Source organism: Aminicella lysinilytica, from assembly GCF_004362975.1.
Classification (GTDB): domain Bacteria; phylum Bacillota; class Clostridia; order Peptostreptococcales; family Anaerovoracaceae; genus Aminicella; species Aminicella lysinilytica.
Window position 1 is genome coordinate 1 of the sequence record NZ_SNXO01000009.1, and the last position, 18342, is coordinate 18342.

Annotated in this window: 11 protein-coding genes; 2 read left to right on the top strand and 9 right to left on the bottom strand. The window is 51.6% G+C overall.

Annotated elements, in window-relative coordinates:
- Positions 1 to 899: 899 nt before the first annotated feature.
- Both EV211_RS03520 and addA read right to left on the bottom strand, forming a co-directional pair.
- A complete protein-coding gene (locus tag EV211_RS03520) occupies positions 900 to 1745 on the bottom strand; it encodes a patatin-like phospholipase family protein (protein WP_133528053.1) in 846 nt (281 codons plus the stop codon).
- A complete protein-coding gene (gene addA, locus EV211_RS03525; RefSeq protein WP_133528054.1) occupies positions 1742 to 5341 on the bottom strand; it encodes a helicase-exonuclease AddAB subunit AddA in 3600 nt (1199 codons plus the stop codon). Before addA ends, EV211_RS03520 begins: the two co-directional genes overlap by 4 nt.
- Before the next feature lie 128 nt (positions 5342 to 5469).
- Here addA and gpmI point away from each other — a divergent pair, with 128 nt between their 5' ends.
- Complete coding sequence (gpmI, locus tag EV211_RS03530) at positions 5470 to 7005, top strand: 2,3-bisphosphoglycerate-independent phosphoglycerate mutase (RefSeq protein WP_133528055.1); 1536 nt, start codon at positions 5470 to 5472, stop codon at positions 7003 to 7005.
- A 56-nt stretch (positions 7006 to 7061) separates the two neighbouring features.
- Here gpmI and EV211_RS03535 read toward each other — a convergent pair whose 3' ends face one another.
- The 4 genes from EV211_RS03535 to EV211_RS03550 all read right to left on the bottom strand — a co-directional run bounded on the left by EV211_RS03535 (position 7062) and on the right by EV211_RS03550 (position 11932).
- The gene (locus EV211_RS03535) at positions 7062 to 8624 is read right to left on the bottom strand and encodes an NAD(P)/FAD-dependent oxidoreductase (RefSeq protein ID WP_133528056.1); all 1563 of its coding nucleotides are present in this window, start codon (positions 8622 to 8624) and stop codon (positions 7062 to 7064) included.
- Positions 8621 to 9769 carry a BaiN/RdsA family NAD(P)/FAD-dependent oxidoreductase gene (locus EV211_RS03540; protein ID WP_133528057.1) on the bottom strand — a complete coding sequence of 383 codons (1149 nt, stop codon included), beginning with the start codon at positions 9767 to 9769 and terminating at the stop codon, positions 8621 to 8623. Before EV211_RS03540 ends, EV211_RS03535 begins: the two co-directional genes overlap by 4 nt.
- Complete coding sequence (locus tag EV211_RS03545; RefSeq protein ID WP_166635356.1) at positions 9762 to 10484, bottom strand: DUF308 domain-containing protein; 723 nt, start codon at positions 10482 to 10484, stop codon at positions 9762 to 9764. Before EV211_RS03545 ends, EV211_RS03540 begins: the two co-directional genes overlap by 8 nt.
- 83 nt (positions 10485 to 10567) lie before the next feature.
- Positions 10568 to 11932, bottom strand: a complete 1365-nt coding sequence (locus EV211_RS03550; RefSeq protein ID WP_133528059.1) for an aldehyde dehydrogenase — start codon at positions 11930 to 11932, stop codon at positions 10568 to 10570.
- A gap of 109 nt (positions 11933 to 12041) precedes the next feature.
- Here EV211_RS03550 and dinB point away from each other — a divergent pair, with 109 nt between their 5' ends.
- Entirely contained in the window at positions 12042 to 13244 is a 1203-nt protein-coding gene (dinB, locus tag EV211_RS03555; protein ID WP_133528060.1) for a DNA polymerase IV, read from the top strand.
- A gap of 40 nt (positions 13245 to 13284) precedes the next feature.
- On the opposite strand, the gene EV211_RS03560 is transcribed toward dinB, so the two are convergent.
- From EV211_RS03560 to EV211_RS03570, 3 genes are read right to left on the bottom strand one after another with little or no spacing between them, the layout of a single operon-like run.
- Positions 13285 to 13818, bottom strand: a complete 534-nt coding sequence (locus EV211_RS03560; RefSeq protein WP_133528061.1) for a flavodoxin domain-containing protein — start codon at positions 13816 to 13818, stop codon at positions 13285 to 13287.
- Positions 13815 to 14777, bottom strand: a complete 963-nt coding sequence (gene pfkA / locus EV211_RS03565; RefSeq protein WP_133528062.1) for a 6-phosphofructokinase — start codon at positions 14775 to 14777, stop codon at positions 13815 to 13817. Before pfkA ends, EV211_RS03560 begins: the two co-directional genes overlap by 4 nt.
- Positions 14778 to 14791: 14 nt before the next feature.
- Positions 14792 to 18313: a DNA polymerase III subunit alpha gene (locus EV211_RS03570; RefSeq protein WP_133528063.1), complete on the bottom strand. Its 3522-nt coding sequence runs from the start codon at positions 18311 to 18313 to the stop codon at positions 14792 to 14794.
- Between the last annotated feature and the right edge of the window lie 29 nt (positions 18314 to 18342).

Sequence of the window (18342 nt, forward strand, 5' to 3'; positions counted from 1 at the left end):
AAGTTGTTTAGATTATTATATGAATTGAACCGCCGTATGCCGAACGGCATGTACGGTGGTGTGAGAGGGGCTACTTGCTAGCCCCTACTCGATTGGGCGCGGCAGCCTGAGGCCTTTGCTGGGAGACCTAACCCGGCGAAGCATGAGCCGCTGGTAGGTCCCCTGTCAGGACCGCAGATGGCACAGAGCCACAGGCGTTGCGCCACCCAGGTTATCCTTATCATATTCTTGTGTTCTGTCGGGCAATTGGCCTGGAAGTGCCCCAGTCCTGAGACTGTGGGCGATATGGACATGATGCCCGAAAATGCCGGAATCATATCCGCCACATTGCCACAACTATTTAGGGAATTCTTGCGTCTATGAAAAACTTCTTAGTTAGATTAGTGTCCGGTATTCGCATACGAACCATCGGCCATGAAATATTCCTGATATAGAGGACTCGGCCACGAATATAGATCCATATGTTAAGTAAATTAGTGTCCGGCATTCGTTTATGAACCATCGGCCACGAAATATCCCTGATATAGAGGACTCGGCCACTATTCATCTTATATGAATGTGCACCTCAGCTATTATTGAAATCATTAAAGCCAAAATCAGGGATTATTTCAACTAGCGGGCCGTCTCTGAACCGGCAGCGATTCCGCAGGAGCAGGTGCAGTCACAGCCGCAGACGAGCTGGAAGAGCAGCTAAATATGGCCGCGCTGTTTAACGGCGAAAAAAATGTGACAGTGAAGGAATAACATACTTGTATGTTTATTCCGACAATGTCACCTTTTAAAGGCTTCGCAGAAGACTTTATATATTTCGCCTAGTTCGCGGCATATTCTGCTCTTCGCGAGTGAGGCTATATGACTGCCCGCGCACGAGGACCAGCAGACGGGACAGCGGCACGCAACTATTTCAGGAATTCCTCCAGCTTGCCGCTGAGACCTTCGGCCACGAAGTAACCCTCCTCATAAGCCTTCTTCAGCTTATCTTTGTTCATCTCCGTGCGGCCGATATCCAGAGGGCCCATAGGAGCGATGACGAAAGCAGTACCCTTTGTTACAGCCTCCCCGATATAATCAAGAGTCGCATTATAGTTGCGGTTGCGGTCAGACAGAGCTTTCAGCATGTTCGGATAGCGGTGGTACTTGGCCCGCAGCGCCGGCATCAGTGGCTGAGTCTCATGTTTCCTGTAGCCGCAGGGACGCGTCAGGACCAGGACGATCTTATCATTACCATCCTCCTCAGCCCGGCGAATAGGAATAGAATCAGCGATGCCGCCATCCATGTAAACATAGCCATCGATGGGCACCATGCGCGACAGTACAGGCAGGGAACTGGAGGCGCGGACATACTCCATATCCTCGTGCATGTCCTTGACCTCAGGGTACTCCGCCTCCCCGGTGATGCAATTGGTCATAGCCACGCGGAACTTCATGCCGCGGTGCTTGAACTCCTCATTATCTATGGGATAGAGCTTTTCCGGGATCTCGTGATAGAGAAAATCACTGCCGAAAAGATCGCCGGTCTTGCGGAGGCTCTTCATACTGCAATATCTCGGATCATCCACATAATCCGTTGATGTAGCGTAAGCCCTGCCCCTTTGTCCGCAGACATAACTGCAGGCGTGGCAGGCCCCGGCCGAAACCCCGTAAACATTGTCGAATCTGATATCATTGTCAAGGAAATAGTCGATGACTCCCGCGACGAAGATTCCTCTCATTCCGCCGCCTTCAAAAATAATTCCTGTGCTCATTTACCTTTCACCTCTATTGATCTGCCTGCTGCGAACAGGTACAAATACGATTCCCTGACAGGTTTGCCAAGACCTTTTTCCAGGGCTTCACTGTAGATTTCGATCTGTCTTCTGTAAAGTTCCCTGATCCTGGCTTCCTCGTCTTCAACAGCCTTGGACCTGTCGATCCAGTTTGTCTTGTAGTCCAGGAGCACTATGGCGCCGTCTTCCTCGAAACAGCAGTCGACGATTCCCTGAACTATGACATCCTCGCCTTCCATGGACATTTTCACATCGAAAGGCAATTCTCTATAAAGTTTACCACTTTCGTAGGCTTTGATACACCTTTTTCCCACATCTCCCGCAAAAAATTCTTCGATCCTGCCAAGGTCTATGGCGCTGACCTCCGTCGGCAGGAAAATACCTTTTGCGACAAAATCCGACACGGCAGCTTCCAGATAAGGCCGGCCTTCTTTGCCTGCCCGGCTGAAATCCAGGCGCTCCATTATGCCGTGGTAGACGGTGCCGCGTTCTGCGGCCGTCATCTGCCGCTCGCCCTGAAGGAACTTGGGTTTTTCCAAGGTGGGCGGTGACGTGCCTGCATCGGCTACCGGGGCTGGCGCTTCTGTCGAGGCTGGCGCTGCTCCCGGCGCTGGCGCTGCGTCAGACCCCGGCATTACCGCTGTGTCCAGCGGCGGCGCTGTGTCCGCGTTCTCACGGTTCAAAGCGCTGACTGAGTATTTCCCGCGGAGTTTCCTAGCTGCGGCATATGGATACTCGTATTCCAACCGCCTGCTCACCTGCGCAAAGGTTTCCGGATCCGGCTCGACCGTCATCAATATCCGGCTACCGCCTCGGGCTCTTCCGGCGACTTCCTTCTCGGGAGCCACCAGGCTGGCGCAGTCTATGATCTCAGTCTCAGGCATGACCTCCAGCAGATTCAGATATGTCGAAGTACTCGTAATAGAGTTCTCCTTAGCCTGCTGAAATTTCTCACCGTTGCTCACCGTGCCTGTCAGGAACAGCTTCTCCCGAGCCCTTGTAAATGCAACATACAGAACACGGATGTGTTCCTCAAGTTCTTCCTTTTTGATTTTGCTTACTATGATGTTATATGGAAGGGTCCTGTTTTCAGTGTGAGCGGCAGGATCCTCCAGATACATGCCCAGGCCTACATCCTTATGGAAAAGCACCTTACTCTTTCCGGCATCCTGCGCGTAGCTTAACTTGCTGCCGAGTCCGCTTACTATGACCATTGGAAACTCCAGGCCTTTACTTTTGTGAATTGTCATCAGCCGGACCACATCGTCGTTTTCACCAAGGAGCTTCACCTGGCCCATATCAACGTCTTTCTCCTTGACCGTATCTATATATCTTATGAAACTGTAAAGTGAACTCTGGCCGCTGGCCGAGAATGTCTCCGTCCTGTCGATGAGATACCTGAGATTGGCCTGGCGCTGAGTGCCGTCGGGCATGGCGCCCATGATCATATAGTAGCCTGTATCCAGTAGGATCTTCCAAAGAAATTCCGGCAGTGGCATAGCCAGTGACAGTTTCTTCCATCGACCGAGATCTGACAGAACGCGGCTGCATTTCCGTCGCAGCTCGTCGTCACCTTTTCTCTCACCAGCCTCATGGCCGCCCTCCGCGCCCTGGCTGCTGCTACCGTCATCGTCGGCGCCGGCGTAAGCCATGAATGCTTCCACATAGGAGCCCGACTGCCGGGCAAGGCGGATGTCCGCCAGCTGATCCGTGGTAAATCCGAATATCTCAGAACGCAGAACGCTGATAAACGCCACATCCTGATATTTATTATCTATTATTGACAAAAGGTTCAGGCACACATTGATTTCCATAGTGTCGAAGTAACCTTTATTATTGTCTATATATAAAGGTATGCCCTGAGAACTCATGATATCGTAGAATATCCCGGATTTAGTCATTGCGCGCATGAGAATGACCATGTCCCTGTAACGAAGCTTCTTCGTCTGGCCGGCTTTGGAATCATAGTACTCTTTGCCCAGATTTTCCTTGATGAGCCGGCATACTCCCAAGGCTTCTATCTCGCTTTTCTTCAGGTCGCGGATGGCTTCGTCGGCGTCATCCACTGACGATATGTCGATGACCTTAGCTTCAGGCGCAAAGGAAAACTCGCCGTCGTATCCGATGCCCGGGTATAGGCTGGCGTCGGCGTCATAGCCTTCCATGATCGGCTGAAACATCTTATTGATATTGTCCAGGATCACGGGCTTGCTTCTGAAGTTCCGGTTAAGGTCTATCTTCGCCGATTTTCCGTCTTCGCATGCGGCGAAGTCGCGGTATTTATTTTTGAAAATCTCAGGCTCTGCCAGCCTGAATTTATATATGCTCTGCTTGATATCGCCCACCATGAACAGGTTATCCTCGCCTTTGATCCTGTCAATGATAGCTTCCTGAAGGACGCTTGTATCCTGGTATTCGTCGATGAATACATAGAGGAACTTTTCCTTATAGAATTCTGACGTGCCCGGCTGTTTGAGTATGTCCAGACAATCGTGCTCGATATCGTTGAAATCAACCAGTTTCTTTTCCAGTTTCTTTTCCCTGAATATCCTGTCGAAATCCATGACCAGCTTCTGCAGTGTGCGGGCCTGGCCGCTGACTTTATTTATATCCGCCAGCTGGTTCTCTATAGTATCGCTAAAATACGATTCTTTCATGGTTTTGAAGGAGTCTTTCGCCTTGTCCCGGAGAGCACTTACCTGATCCTTGATCAGGGCATACTCTTCCTTCTCATCCTTGCCCGCCCTTAAAGTAGTCCACGACACATTAGAAAGGCCTGCCGAAAGACCAGCCAGGTCACCCTTTGTTGCCAGTTCAGAAAGCCCCGCGCACATGTCCATGTCCGGTTTGAATTTTTCAGCCAGGTTCTCAAGGCCATTATCCAGAAGCAGGTCATAGGCCGCCTTGGCATTGTCGAAGGCTGTTTTGAAAGTGTCGGCTACATCCTCCAGCATGAGGACCATGGCATCGGTTTTCATATAATCTCCGGGAGGCATTTCCAGTTCCCTTATCTTCGCGTCCAGAGTCTCGAAAGGCTCAGGCAGCGCCATGAGGGAATTGTGGACAGACTTGATCATGTCGCGAACGCTGTCATTACTGCGCTCGGAACCGTACCAGTCCAGGAAATCGTAGAAATCCCGATCATCATCTGCGAAACGGCTTTCCAGAAGATCGTCCAGTGCCTCTTCCTTCAGGACTGTGGACTGAGCGTCATCGCAGATAGTAAAGTCCGGCTCCATATCTATAAGATAGAAAAAATGGTGGATCACATCGAGAGCAAAGGCATGGAAAGTACTGATGCTGGCTCTCGGCATGAGTTCCAGCTGATCCTTCAGTTCCGGCACTTCTCTGGATTTTTCCTTCAGCGCCCTGCGTATCTTCTCCCGCATTTCCGAAGCGGCGGCGTTGGTAAAGGTCACCACGAGCATTCTGTCGATGGGCACGCCCTCTTCAGTGACCATCTTCTTGATGCGCTCTACAAGTACTGCCGTCTTTCCCGAACCGGCAGCGGCCGAAACGAGCAGATTCCTGTCTCTCTCGTCTATAGTCCTCTGTTGTTGTTTAGTCCAACCCATAATATTCTCTCCTGTGTTCAACTATTAAATTATACCAAATTATTGGTCATAAGTACATTGCTGATTACCGGCTCTTGTGTTATTATTTAGTCAACTACTGATATTTATTCGAGGATCGGAGTATTATAATGAATAACAAGAAACCAACAATGCTACTGATAATGGACGGCTACGGAATCAACGAAAGCAAACACGGAAACGCCATCGCCCAGGCCCGCAAACCTGAGCTGGACGCCATATTTGCCAAGTACCCGTGGACACGGCTTGACGCCTCAGGCAAAGCCGTAGGTCTTCCTGAAGGCCAGATGGGGAATTCCGAAGTAGGCCATCTGAATATCGGCGCAGGCCGGATAGTTTTCCAGGACCTGAGCCTCATAACCAACGCCATAGAGGATAAGAGCTTCTTCAGCAACGCTGCCCTTTGTGACGCCATGGACCACGTGAAGAAAAACGGCTCGACACTGCACCTCTTCGGCCTTTTGTCCGACGGCGGCGTACACAGCCACATAAGCCATCTCTTTGCACTCATGGACATGGCCAAAGCCCGGGGACTGACTGACCTTTGCGTCCATTGTTTCCTTGACGGCCGCGACGTTCCGCCAAGATGCGCAGAGGAATACATAGAAAGCCTGGAGCTCAAAATGTCCCAGGTGGGCATCGGCCGGATCGCCACTGTCGGCGGACGTTATTATGCCATGGACAGGGACAAAAGGTGGGACCGGGTGCAAAAGGCATACGATGCCATGACCCTCGCCACAGGCGTTGAAGTGGCTACTGGCTGCTCCGCAGTTGACGCCGCTTACGGGCGCGATGAAAATGATGAATTCGTCCTTCCGACAGTTGTCCTGGATGAGAACGAAAAAGCTTCATTAGTTGACGATGGAGATTCCATAATAATGTTCAACTTCAGGCCCGACAGAGCCAGAGAAATCACCAGAGCCTTCGTGGATCCGGATTTCGACGGATTTAGTCGAACTAAGGTTGTAAAGGATCTGAAATATGTCTGCATGACGGAATATGACGCAACTATGCCTAATGTGGAGATTGCATTCCCGCCGGAACATCTGGACAACACTCTGGGCGAATACGTGTCAGGCCTTGGCCTCAAACAGCTGAGAATAGCCGAGACTGAGAAATACGCCCATGTGACCTTCTTCTTCAACGGCGGCGTAGAAGCGCCGAACCCGGGTGAAGACAGAATACTGGTCCAGTCGCCTAAGGTGGCCACCTACGACCTGCAGCCGGAAATGAGCGCCTATGAAGTCAGGGACAAAGTCCTGGAGCAGATAGCCGCTGATAAATACGACATGATAATACTGAATTTCGCCAACGCCGATATGGTGGGCCATACTGGTGTCATCCCTGCAGCCATCAAGGCCATAGAAACACTCAACGCCTGCGTGCCGCCAATTGCTGACGCTGTCCTGGCCAAAGGCGGACAGATACTCCTGACAGCTGACCACGGCAACGCCGATGTGATGCTGGATGATGCCGATAATGTAGTCACGGCTCATTCTCTGAACCAGGTACCCCTGGTACATATCGCCGCTGATCCTGTAGAATTCAAGGACGGCGGAAAGCTGGCCGACATAGCGCCGACTATGCTGACACTTATGGGGATAGAAGTGCCGAAAGAAATGACAGGAAATGTTCTGATAAAGTAGTTGAAACTTAAAAGTCCGAAGCAGCGATTAAACTGCTCCGGGCTTTTTGATTGCATTTATTTTCCTTCATATGGGCTGTATCTGCCGATGAGCTCCTCTGCGACTTTGATACCGTCGCAGGCAGAACTGGTTATACCGCCTGCATAGCCGGCTCCCTCGCCTGCCGGGTAAAGTCCCTTGATGGCAGTGCTCTCGAAATTCTCGCCTCTGACGATACGAACCGGCGATGAACTTCTGGTCTCAACAGCCGTGAACACAGCGCTGTCCTCGTCGAAACCTCTGAGTTTCTTGCCGAGTTCAGGCATTGCTTCTCTGATGTCTGTAACAGCAAACTCCGGCAGACACTCGATTACAGCCGTTGCAGAATCTTTTCCATCTCTGAATTCACCCCAGGTAGTCTTAGGCGCTTTGTATCTGCCGCCGCCGTTTTTATATGCCATGGCCTCGTATTTCTCCTGGAATTCAACGCCGGCCAATGGGGCATCGCTTCCGAAATCCTCAGTCCGAACATCTACCAGCAGGCCGCTGTTGGCAGTTCCGCTGTTTCTGGATCTGAAACTCATACCATTAGTAACCACATGACCTGACTCAGAAGACGCCACTATGACCTCGCCGCCGGGGCACATACAGAAGGTATAAACGCCTCTGCCGTCCTTGCAGTGATGAGCCAGCTGATAAGTAGCGTGAGGCAGATGCTCGTCGCCTGCCGCCGCACCGTACTGAGCCTTATCCACCATTTCCTGAGGATGCTCTATGCGGACCCCTATGGAAAACGGCTTCTGTTTCATCTCCACTCCGGTCTCAACGAGACTGCGCAGAGTATCACGGGAACTGTGGCCTATAGCCAGGACCACATTGTCCGCCTCTGTGTTTATGAGCTGATAACCTGTCTGTACCATGAGCCCCGTCACATGACCCTCTTCAACATTGAGATGATTCACCCTGGCGTCGAATCTGATTTCGCCGCCCAGACGTTCCACCTTCAGCCTAATATTTTTCACCACCTGGCGCAGAACATCCGTACCGATATGTGGTTTTTGTTTATATAGTATATCCTCGTTGGCGCCGGCCTCGACGAACTCCTCCAGGACCTTGCGGATCCGCGGATCCTTGATGCCTGTAGTCAGCTTGCCGTCAGAAAAAGTACCTGCCCCGCCTTCGCCGAACTGCACGTTACATTCAGGGTTGAGGATGCCCTTCTCCCAGAAAGCCTTTACCTCCCTGATGCGGTCCTCCATAGCGTAGCCCCGTTCCAGAACCAGCGGTCTGTAGCCTCTCTCAGCCAGAATCAGGGCGCAGAACATACCGCAGGGTCCGAATCCGATTATGACCGGCCTGCGTTCCATTATCTCCTTGCCTGCTTCCACCTGTTTGTAACTCATATCCGGAGCTTCCGGCAGATCCAGTTTAACGTCCGAAGAGAAGTCCACAGTGTAGACCTTCTTTATGTCCGATTTCCGCCGGGCGTCAATGGAATCCCTGATGATCTCCACATCGAAGATCTTGATGGTATCCTTATGTCCCTTGCCGTATCTGGCCGCGATCCTCCGCGGCAAAACATTGACGGATTCATCTATGCCTAATTTCACCTGATTCAGTCTATATCTTATTACTCTCATCTGCTCATACCTCTTCCTGCCCTGATGCCGGTCTCCCATGCGTTCTGCAGATTGAATCCGCCGCAGGGGCCGTCATAGTCCAGCACTTCGCCTGCGAAATACAGGCCCTTAACAATTTTTGATTCCATAGTTTCTTCATCTACCTGGGCAAGGGGCACGCCGCCACGGGTTATCTGGGCGAAATCCCAGCCCTTAAGGCCTTTCGGGCGCAAAGGCCAGCCTCGCAGGAGTTCCGCCATGGCTTTCACGTCTCCGCCGGACTTTTCATATATGGCCCGGCCTATGGGCTGACGCACCAGGGAATCCAGGATATTCTCTCCGGCCAGGTCTTTCATATGTGCCCGCTGGCGCAAAAAGTTCTCTATGTCTCCTCCCTTTGGGAAGAAGTCCACGAGGATCTCATAGTCGTCGAAACCACCCTTCAGGTTCTTTCCCTCCGGTAAAATCAAAAAACGTGAAAGGTCGAATACGCAGATTCCGGAAATACCGTACTTGGTAAACTGTACTTCCCCTGCTTCTTCGAAAACCTCTTCGCCTTTATATTTCAATATGACTCTCGCCTTGGCACGAATGCCTGCGAAAGCCTTCATATCATCGTATGTTTCTACTGCCGTAAGAGCCGGAGCCAGTCTGGTCACACTGTGTCCCAGGGATTCTGCCAGCTTGTAAGAGTCCCCGGTAGTTCCGAAAGCCGGGCCGGCCTTGCCGCCCCCTGCAATAAGCAGCTTCCTGCAATCAATAGTATGCAGGCTGCTCTTTGTGCCATAGGTCACATGAAAACCCCCGGCATCATGAGTTACGGCGCTGACATGAGCATCACACCGGACTTCGACACCTTCCGACTTATTTCGACGCAGGAGAGCCTCGACTACGTCGGAAGCGTCTTCTGTATACGGGTAAAACCTGCCAGCCTCGTCTTCACGGGTCAGAAGGCCTAATGTCTGAAAGAATGACAGAGTCTCACGGTAGCCCGGGCAATTCTCATTAGAAAGATTGCACTTGCCGTTACCTGTAGCCAGCAGCTTCCTGGCAGGCTCATGCTTCTTCTCGAGAATAATGACCGACGGATCCCCGCCGCTTTTTTTCAGAGCGATGGCTGCCGTCAGTCCCGATGCGCCGCCGCCTATGATGCATGCGTCATACATTTTCTTTCATATCCTCATCGACTATATCATTAACGAGTTCGTTGAAATCCTTACTGTTCTCCGCTTCCTTAGCGGCCTTCTTGGCATGGCGGGCCTTTCTGATAGCACGGCGCACTTCCTTATGGGCCTCTTCAGCGGCTGTTTCCGCCTCTTCAAGTTTCTCTTCCTTAGTCTTCAGAATATCCGGTTTGACATAGGTCATGTCGTAACCGAACTTGATGACAGTGGCTCCCTGGATCGCGAAACATATGCCCAGAATAGCCAGTACCGACAATGGGTACAGCAGATTATTGAAGAATGTGTACAGGCCGATGACTATGTTCAGGGCACTGATGACCAGGTCCCAGTAGAAGTCGAAATCTCTGACTATATTGGCCCTGTCGACCTTCAGCTGCGTCAGAACTACGAAGCCTCTGATACCGGATATCATGACCCACATGCCGAAGACGACGGGCACTGCAATGTCTGCCGCCAGCTGGCCTGTAAGCACTACGACTCCGAGGATGAAAGTTGTCAGTCCCTCTGTAAGGAGCCAATGCTTCTCTTCATTGTTATCCAGGGATTTCCTGTATGAAATGCACTCGAAAATTCCTACTATAATAAGTATTATGCCAATGGGGAACGCCATCGACATGAATGACAGTCCCGCGTTAGCTATGCAAAACACTCCGAAAAGAGTGAATAATATGCCTGCTGCAATTGTAACTATTCGCACTGATATACCTCCTGAAAGTAATTGTAACATCAATCATTATACTTGGGTCCCGGACATAAGTCAAGAAAGGGGCCCCGCCCGGATCAATGCATGAGCAGTCTGATGATCTTATCTTTCAGGGGCGTGTAAGGTCTGTATCTCACCGGCAGATCCAGCCAGGTGCCCTTACTGACGATGCTCCTGTAATGGGTGAATGTATCGAAGCTCTTCTTTCCGTGATAGGAGCCCATACCTGAGGCTCCCACTCCGCCGAAAGGCATTCTGGAAGTAGCCAGATGTATGATTGTGTCGTTGATGCAACCGCCTCCGAAGGAACAGCATCTGAGGACCCTGCGCTCAGTGGATTTGCTGGCCGTGAACAGATACAGGGCCAGAGGTTTTTCGTGGGATATTATGTATTCTATACAGGTGTCTATGTTGGTGTAGGTGATCATCGGCAGAATCGGTCCGAAGATCTCTTCCTGCATTATAGGCGAGTCAAGGCTAACATCGTCCAGCAGTGTCGGCTCTATGAAACGACGCTCAGGATCCGTGGTTCCTCCGACTACGGCTCTGCCGCTTTCCAGAAGTCTGCTGACTCTGTCGAAATGCTTCTGATTTATTATTACGTTCATGTCGCTCATATCTCCGTCAGGGAAGAAGTCGCTGATGGCCATCTGGTATTCTGTAATGAACTCTTCCTTAACGCTTTCATGGATAAACATATAATCCGGCTCCACACAGGTCTGGCCTGCGTTGAGGACCTTGCCGAAGGCGATGCGCCTGGCTGCGATCCTGATATCCGCCGTCTGATCTACGATGACCGGGCTCTTGCCGCCCAGTTCCAGAGTCATCGGCGTCAGATATTTCGCGGCGGACTCCATGACCATGTGCCCCACTGCCGGGCTTCCTGTAAAGAAAATATAGTCGAATCTCTGCTCCAGAAGCTTGGAATTTTCCTTCCTGCCTCCCTGGACAACTGCTATATATTTAGGCGGGAATACCGAATGTATTATCTCGCCAATGGCTGCGCTGGTTGCCGGCGCGTAGGCCGACGGTTTGATGACAGCCGTGCATCCGGCGGAAATTGCTCCGATGAGCGGCTCCAGACAAAGCTGGACCGGGTAGTTCCAGGGTGACATTATGAGGGCAACGCCGTAAGGCTCCGGGGATACGTAAGACCTGGACGGAAACTGCGCCAAAGGCGTGATTTTCTCTTTGTCCATAGCCCAGCTTTCCACGTGCTTCAGGTGATAACGGATCTCGTCCAGGACCATGCCCGTCTCCGTCATATAAACCTCCAGAGGACTTTTGTTCATGTCCTCCTTCATGGCCTCGTTGAGAAGATCCTCATTATCCTTGATAGCGCCTGCCAGCCGCCTGAGCATGGCCCGGCGGAATCTGACCGACCTGGTTCCCCCTGTGTTGAAGAAATTTCTCTGCATTTTTACAAGTTTTTCTATATCCATATTTACGCCTCTTTTCGAATTTTATCGTTAGTAAGATTATAATTCTTTCTCTTTCCACTTGCAAGAACTTCCGTTTGCCACAGGGCCAAAGTCGGGATATAATATAGCCATGGATAGAGTGATTTTACATTGTGATATGAATAGTTTCTTCTGCTCCGTGGAACTTCTGGACCACCCGGAGCTGGCCGGCGTACCGGTGGCAGTCAGCGGCAGTGCAGACAGCCGCCACGGTATTATATTGGCAAAAAACGAGCTCGCCAAGAGGGCCGGCGTCGTGACGGCGGAGACCATATGGCAGGCCCGGCGCAAGTGCCCGTCCCTGGAGCTTTTGCCGCCCCACCATGAAAAATACCATGATTACAGCGCCCGCATCAACAAAATATACCTTGAATATACGGATATGGTGGAGCCTTTCAGCGTTGACGAGTCCTGGCTTGACGTAACGGCCAGTCAGAAACTCTTCGGCACGGGCCGCCCGATTGCAGATAGGATAAGGGCCCGGGTCCACGAGGAGCTGGGACTGACTCTATCTGCCGGCGTGTCATATAACAAAATTTTCGCTAAGATGGGCAGTGAGTATAAGAAGCCTGACGCGACTACGGAGATCACCCGCGACAATTACCAAAGCCTTCTCTGGCCTATGGCCATTGAGGAGATGTTTTTCGTGGGGTTCGCCACGGCAGGAAAACTCCGCGGCGTAGGTATCAATACTATAGGAGATCTGGCCAAGGCCGACCCCAAGAGTATGGAGTCTCTTTTGGGCAAACAGGGACCACTCCTGCGTTCTTACGCCCGGGGCGAAGACACCAGTCCCGTCTGCCTCTTCGATCAGCGTGACAAGATCAAATCCGTAGGAAACGGCTTCACTTTCAAGCGCGATCTCACAGGCCGCGATGATATAGTGACAGCTCTTCTCAGCCTGTCCGATACAGTTGCAAGCCGCCTGCGCAAATATCAGATGAAGGCCTATGGCGTCAAGGTCGACATCAAGGATCCCAACTTCAAGAGCATATCCCGCCAGAAGCAGCTGGCGTCGCCGACTAATCTTGCTGATGAAATAAGAAAAAGCGCCATGGAGATCATCGATTCCTCCTGGCGCCTCTCCGATCCTATCAGGCTCCTGACGGTGACCGCCATAAACCTGGTAGATGAATCCGAAAGCGAACAGCTTTCCATATTTTCTGATGTCAACGCTGCCCGTGAAAAGAGCGAATCCGTTGAACGCACTATGGACGAGATCCGCCGAAAATTCGGCGACAGTTCCATAGGTTTCGGTCAGTTAATCGGCAACGATATCGGCATTGACCTGTAAGACCAGCGCCGGCAGTTTCTGTCAGGCCCGGGCTCGCCGCTTATAGAGCCTTGATGGCCTCGACTAAAGGCCCGATAGCGCTCATATCCCTCAGGTCACAGCCGTTTCTCATACGGTCTATGAGAGAATTGCTTTCTGCCGTCTGCCCCTTGGCGTCACCCTCACCTATTAGTTTCAGTGTGAAGCCCATTATCTGCTTGTCCACGCCCGTGTTCTTGGCAGGATCATAAGCCCCCGGCAGGAAATAACAAGGCAGGCCCTCCAGCCTTTTGACGAAATTTATCTCCCGGCACTGCTGGCAGTTTTCCTCGTGATCCACCGTTATGCCAACAGCGAAAACCATGATCTTTTTCTCGCAGAGACCTTTGTTCCAGTTTTTCTTGAGAAATTCTATTCCCTTGATACCGCCGGAATAAATGCCGCCGCCGTAAACTATGACATCATAATCTTTAATGTCCTTATACTTGACCTTATGGGCGTCGAATAGATCTCCTCCGACTTCTTCCGCCACTTTCCGTGCGTATTCTTCAGTTGTTCCGTGTTTGGAATAATAAACTACCGCTATTTTACTCATTTACTCAATACTCCTATCAGATCGTACATTTCCATATCCAGTTCTCTGGTCTGCTCCAGGGCTTCCAGCAGATCGAATGACACTATGGCTCCGTCTTCTGTGCCTATGGCCTTGCTCTCAGAGTCCTCCTTCAGCAGATCTACAGCCTTGGAGCCACAGAGAGTAGCCAGTATCCTATCTCTCATTGTCGGAGAACCGCCTCTCTGAAGATATGACAGAATGACCATCTTGGTCTCTCTGCCCGTGCGCTTTTCTATTTCATCGACCAGTTCCTGGGTAGTGATATCAACGCCCTCAGCCTTGATTATTATGCTATGCTGCTTGCCCCTGTTGGCGCTCATGACTATCTTCTTGCATAGGGCCGTCACATCGTAAGGAAGCTCAGGTACCAGAATATCCTCGGCGCCGCCGGCCAGACCTGCGAAGAGAGCTATGTCGCCACAGCGTCTGCCCATGACCTCGATGACCGTAGTCCTCTCGTGAGAAGACGACGTGTCCCTTATCTTGGAAATAGCCTCCAGTACTGTAGTCACAGCCGTGTCGAAGCCAATAGTAAAATCCGTATATCCCAGGTCGTTGTCTATAGTCCCCGGAAGTCCCATGACCTTGATGCCCTTCCGCGTCAGATCCGCAGCTCCGTGAAGGGTCCCGTCTCCGCCGATGACTACCAGACCCTCTATGCCGAAGGTGTCCAGCATGGCGATAGCCCTGTCCACGCCCTCTTCAGTTCTGAACCGCTCGCTCCTGGCGGTCTTCAGCATAGTCCCCCCACGCTGCATGATATCGCCTACAGAATTCCTGTCCATCTCCTCGATCTCGCCGTCGATGAGGCCCTCGTAGCCTCTCTGTATACCGTAGACCTCAAGGCCTTTATCTATACCGCACCGTACCACAGCTCTGATTGCCGCATTCATTCCCGGAGAATCCCCTCCGCTGGTAAGTACTCCTATCCTCTTCATCTTAGCATCTCCCTTCACCTTTCGATTTTCACATTGCTGTTGCCGACTATGGCCCCAAGCTGTGACTTCAGACCTTCCGACGGCTCTATTCCCGCCCTTGGATCGGTCCTGACTATTTTCCCGTTCTGCAGGTACATGAGGCCTGTGGCCCCTCCGTGATTCCTGCGGAACAGTTTATGAATGAGTTCAAGGGTCTCGGCCTCGTCCACCTCTGCAGGTATCCTGACCTTGACTATGGCTCCGTCCTCAGTATCCTCTATGGCCTCATCCATATCCACTACGGAATCCGCCAGAAGCTTCGGCACTTCGCCCTCCTTGAAGTTGAGTTTTCCCTTGATTATGACCACCTTGTCCGGCATTATATCCTGCTGGCATCTCTCGTAAACATTAGGGAAAACCACTACCTCCACAGGGCCGTAAAGGTCTTCCATGTCAACAAAAGCCATCATTTTGTTATTTTTTGTGACCAGATTTTTCTTGCCGGTGATCATGCCCGCCATGACGACCTTCATGCCGTCATAAATGTCCGCGCCGCCTTCTGCCATTCCGGCCTCGGCCATGTCGGCGTCTTCATCATCGGCAGTTCCCACCGCCTGGAGATCCTTGGCTGTCACCGTTGCCAGCTTGTCGATGCGGCCTGCGTACTCGTTCAAAGGGTGGTCCGTAATATACACGCCCAGCATTTCCTTCTCCATGGACAAAAGGACCTTCTTGCTGAAGTTTTCTACCTTAGGTAGCTGGCCGCTGGTGTCGCCGGTGTTCATTTCCTCGCTGCTGGTCTGGAACAAAGACATCTGCCCGGCGATGTTTCTCCTGGCGTCGTTCTGAGCGCCCTCCATGAGCCGCTCGTAGACGGCCAGATGAGCTGCCCTGTTAGGATTCAGGCAATCCAGAGCGCCGGCCTTGATGAGGCTTTCCACGGCTTTCTTATTGACTACGCTTACATCTATATTGCTTATGAACCTGAAGATGTCCTCCGGTTCGCCCTTGGTCTCTCTGGTCTCGATTATATTCTCTATGGCGTTTTCACCGACGTTCTTCACGCCCATAAGGCCGAATCTTATCTTGCCGTTGACGACGGTGAACTTCTTGCTGCTTTCATTTATATCCGGCGGCAGGACTTCAATGCCCATTTCCTCGCAGTTCCTGATGTACTTGGAAATAGACGTGGCGTCGCCCATGACGCTGCTCATGAGAGCGGCCATGAATTCCACAGCGTAATACTTCTTCAGATAGCCTGTCTCGTAGGCCACCACGGCATAAGCCGCCGCGTGGGATTTATTGAAGGCGTACTGAGCGAAGGTCTCCATGTCGGCGAAGATGCTCTCTGCCGCTTCCTGAGATATGCCATTGCGCACGCTACCCATGATCTCTATGTTGCCATTTTCGTCATCCTTGCCGTGGATGAAGTATTCCTTCTCCTGAAGCATGACATCCCGCTTCTTTTTACTCATGGCGCGGCGAACGATGTCCGAACGGCCGAAGCTGTAGCCGGCCAGATCCCGGACGATCTGCATTACCTGCTCTTGGTATACCAGGCAACCGTAGGTAACGTCAAGTATGGGCGCCAGTTCTGGCGTCACGTACTTGATCCTCTTCGGGTCCTTCTTATTGGCTATATATGTCGGTATGGAGTCCATAGGGCCCGGTCTGTACAGTGATATCCCGGCCACTACATCCTCGAAGCATGTAGGCTTCAGATTCTTCATGAAGGAAGTCATGCCGGCGCTTTCCAGCTGGAAAACTCCCTCGGTGTTGCCCCTGGCGATCATGTCGTAAACGGCTCTGTCATCGTAGCCCATTCTGGCGAAATCTATAGTGTCGCCGCAGTCCTGCCTGATAAGTTCCAGGGCGTCTCTGATGACAGTCAGGTTCCTCAGTCCCAGGAAGTCCATCTTCAAAAGGCCCAGCTCCTCTATAGTCGTCATGTTGAACTGTGTGGCCACGCCCTTATCTGTCATGTACAAAGGTACATATTCGTCTAATGGCAGTCTGGAGATAACGACTCCCGCCGCATGGGTAGATGCGTGGCGCGGCATTCCCTCCAGGGCTCTCGACATGTCCAGGACCTTGGCTACCCGTTCGTCGCTGTCGTACATGGCCTTCAGCTCCGGGTTGGTGTTCAAAGCTTTCTCTATGGTCATGTGCAGATCGAATGGTATTGCCTTGGCGATCTTATCTGTGTCGGCGTAGCTCATGTCCAAGGCTCTGCCTACGTCTCTTACTGCAGCCTTGGCCTTCATTGTCCCGAAGGTTATTATCTGGGAAACATTGGCTTCCCCGTATTTTCTCTTAACGTAATCTATTACCTCGCCTCTGCGCTCGATGCAGAAATCCACATCGATATCAGGCATGCTGACTCTCTCAGGATTGAGGAACCGTTCGAATATCAGGTTATATCTTATAGGATCGATGTCGGTTATCCTCAGGCAGTAGGCCACCAGACTTCCGGCGGCAGAGCCTCTTCCCGGTCCCACCATGATCCCGCTGTTCTTGGCGAAATTAATGAAGTCCCAGACTATGAGGAAGTACTCCACATAACCCATGGATTCGATGACTCCCAGTTCATATTCCAGCCTCTTCTGAAGCTGAGCTGTCACTGTGTCATATCTGTCCTTAAGGCCTTCAGCACAAAGCTCCCTGAGATACTGCTGGTTGGTCTTTCCTTCCGGCGGCAAAAATTCCGGCAGGTGGTATTCTCCAAAGGTGAATTCCACATTGCATTCCTTAGCGATCTTCTCTGTGTTATTAACTGCGTCAGGCGCGATCCCATCGAAAAGCTTCCGCATTTCTTCCTCGCTTTTCAGGTAGAACTGATCGTTGGGAAAGCGCATGCGATGTTCATCGTAAATAGACGTTGCGGTCTGAATTGCAAGGAGCACGTCGTGGGCCTCGGCATCGGACTGTCTCACATAGTGGACGTCATTGGTGCAAACCATAGGTATGCCAAGTTCCTTGGACAGCCTGACGATCTCCGGATTGATGAAGGCCTCTTCCTGAAGGCCCTGATCCTGAAGTTCCAGATAAAAATTCCCCGGTCCGAAAATGTCCAGAAGTTCTGCGGCTTCCTTCCTGGCCCCGGCGTAATCTCTGTTCAAAAGGCGATTCTGCACGTTTCCTGCCAGGCAGGCGGACAGTGCGATTATACCGTCGCTGTGAGTTCTGAGCATGTCCCTATCTATGCGCGGCTTATAGTAAAAGCCCTTGGTAAAGCCTGCGGAGACGATCTTGATGAGATTCTTATACCCTTCGTTATCCTTTGCCAGCAGCACAAGATGACCCTGATACTTATCTTTGTCAGGATCTTTGTCAGCCATAGTGCGGGCCGCCGTGTAGACCTCGCAGCCTATGACGGGATGTATGCCCTGCTTCTTGCACTCTTTGTAAAAGTCTATAACGCCGAACATGACGCCATGGTCAGTGATCGCGAGGGAGTCCATGCCCAGTTCTTTGGCTCTGGCCACCACATCAGTTATGCGGGCGGCGCCGTCCAGCAGGCTGTATTCCGTATGAACGTGTAAGTGTGTAAATGCCATTTCCGTACCTCTTATTCAATGGTATTATT

Coding starts and splice junctions, on each gene's coding strand:
- EV211_RS03520 (WP_133528053.1), bottom strand. CDS start 1,745: ATGAGCACAGGAATTATTTTTGAAGGCGGCGGAATGAGAGGAATCTTC.
- addA (WP_133528054.1), bottom strand. CDS start 5,341: ATGGGTTGGACTAAACAACAACAGAGGACTATAGACGAGAGAGACAGG.
- gpmI (WP_133528055.1), top strand. CDS start 5,470: ATGAATAACAAGAAACCAACAATGCTACTGATAATGGACGGCTACGGA.
- EV211_RS03535 (WP_133528056.1), bottom strand. CDS start 8,624: ATGAGAGTAATAAGATATAGACTGAATCAGGTGAAATTAGGCATAGAT.
- EV211_RS03540 (WP_133528057.1), bottom strand. CDS start 9,769: ATGTATGACGCATGCATCATAGGCGGCGGCGCATCGGGACTGACGGCA.
- EV211_RS03550 (WP_133528059.1), bottom strand. CDS start 11,932: ATGGATATAGAAAAACTTGTAAAAATGCAGAGAAATTTCTTCAACACA.
- dinB (WP_133528060.1), top strand. CDS start 12,042: ATGGATAGAGTGATTTTACATTGTGATATGAATAGTTTCTTCTGCTCC.
- EV211_RS03560 (WP_133528061.1), bottom strand. CDS start 13,818: ATGAGTAAAATAGCGGTAGTTTATTATTCCAAACACGGAACAACTGAA.
- pfkA (WP_133528062.1), bottom strand. CDS start 14,777: ATGAAGAGGATAGGAGTACTTACCAGCGGAGGGGATTCTCCGGGAATG.
- EV211_RS03570 (WP_133528063.1), bottom strand. CDS start 18,313: ATGGCATTTACACACTTACACGTTCATACGGAATACAGCCTGCTGGAC.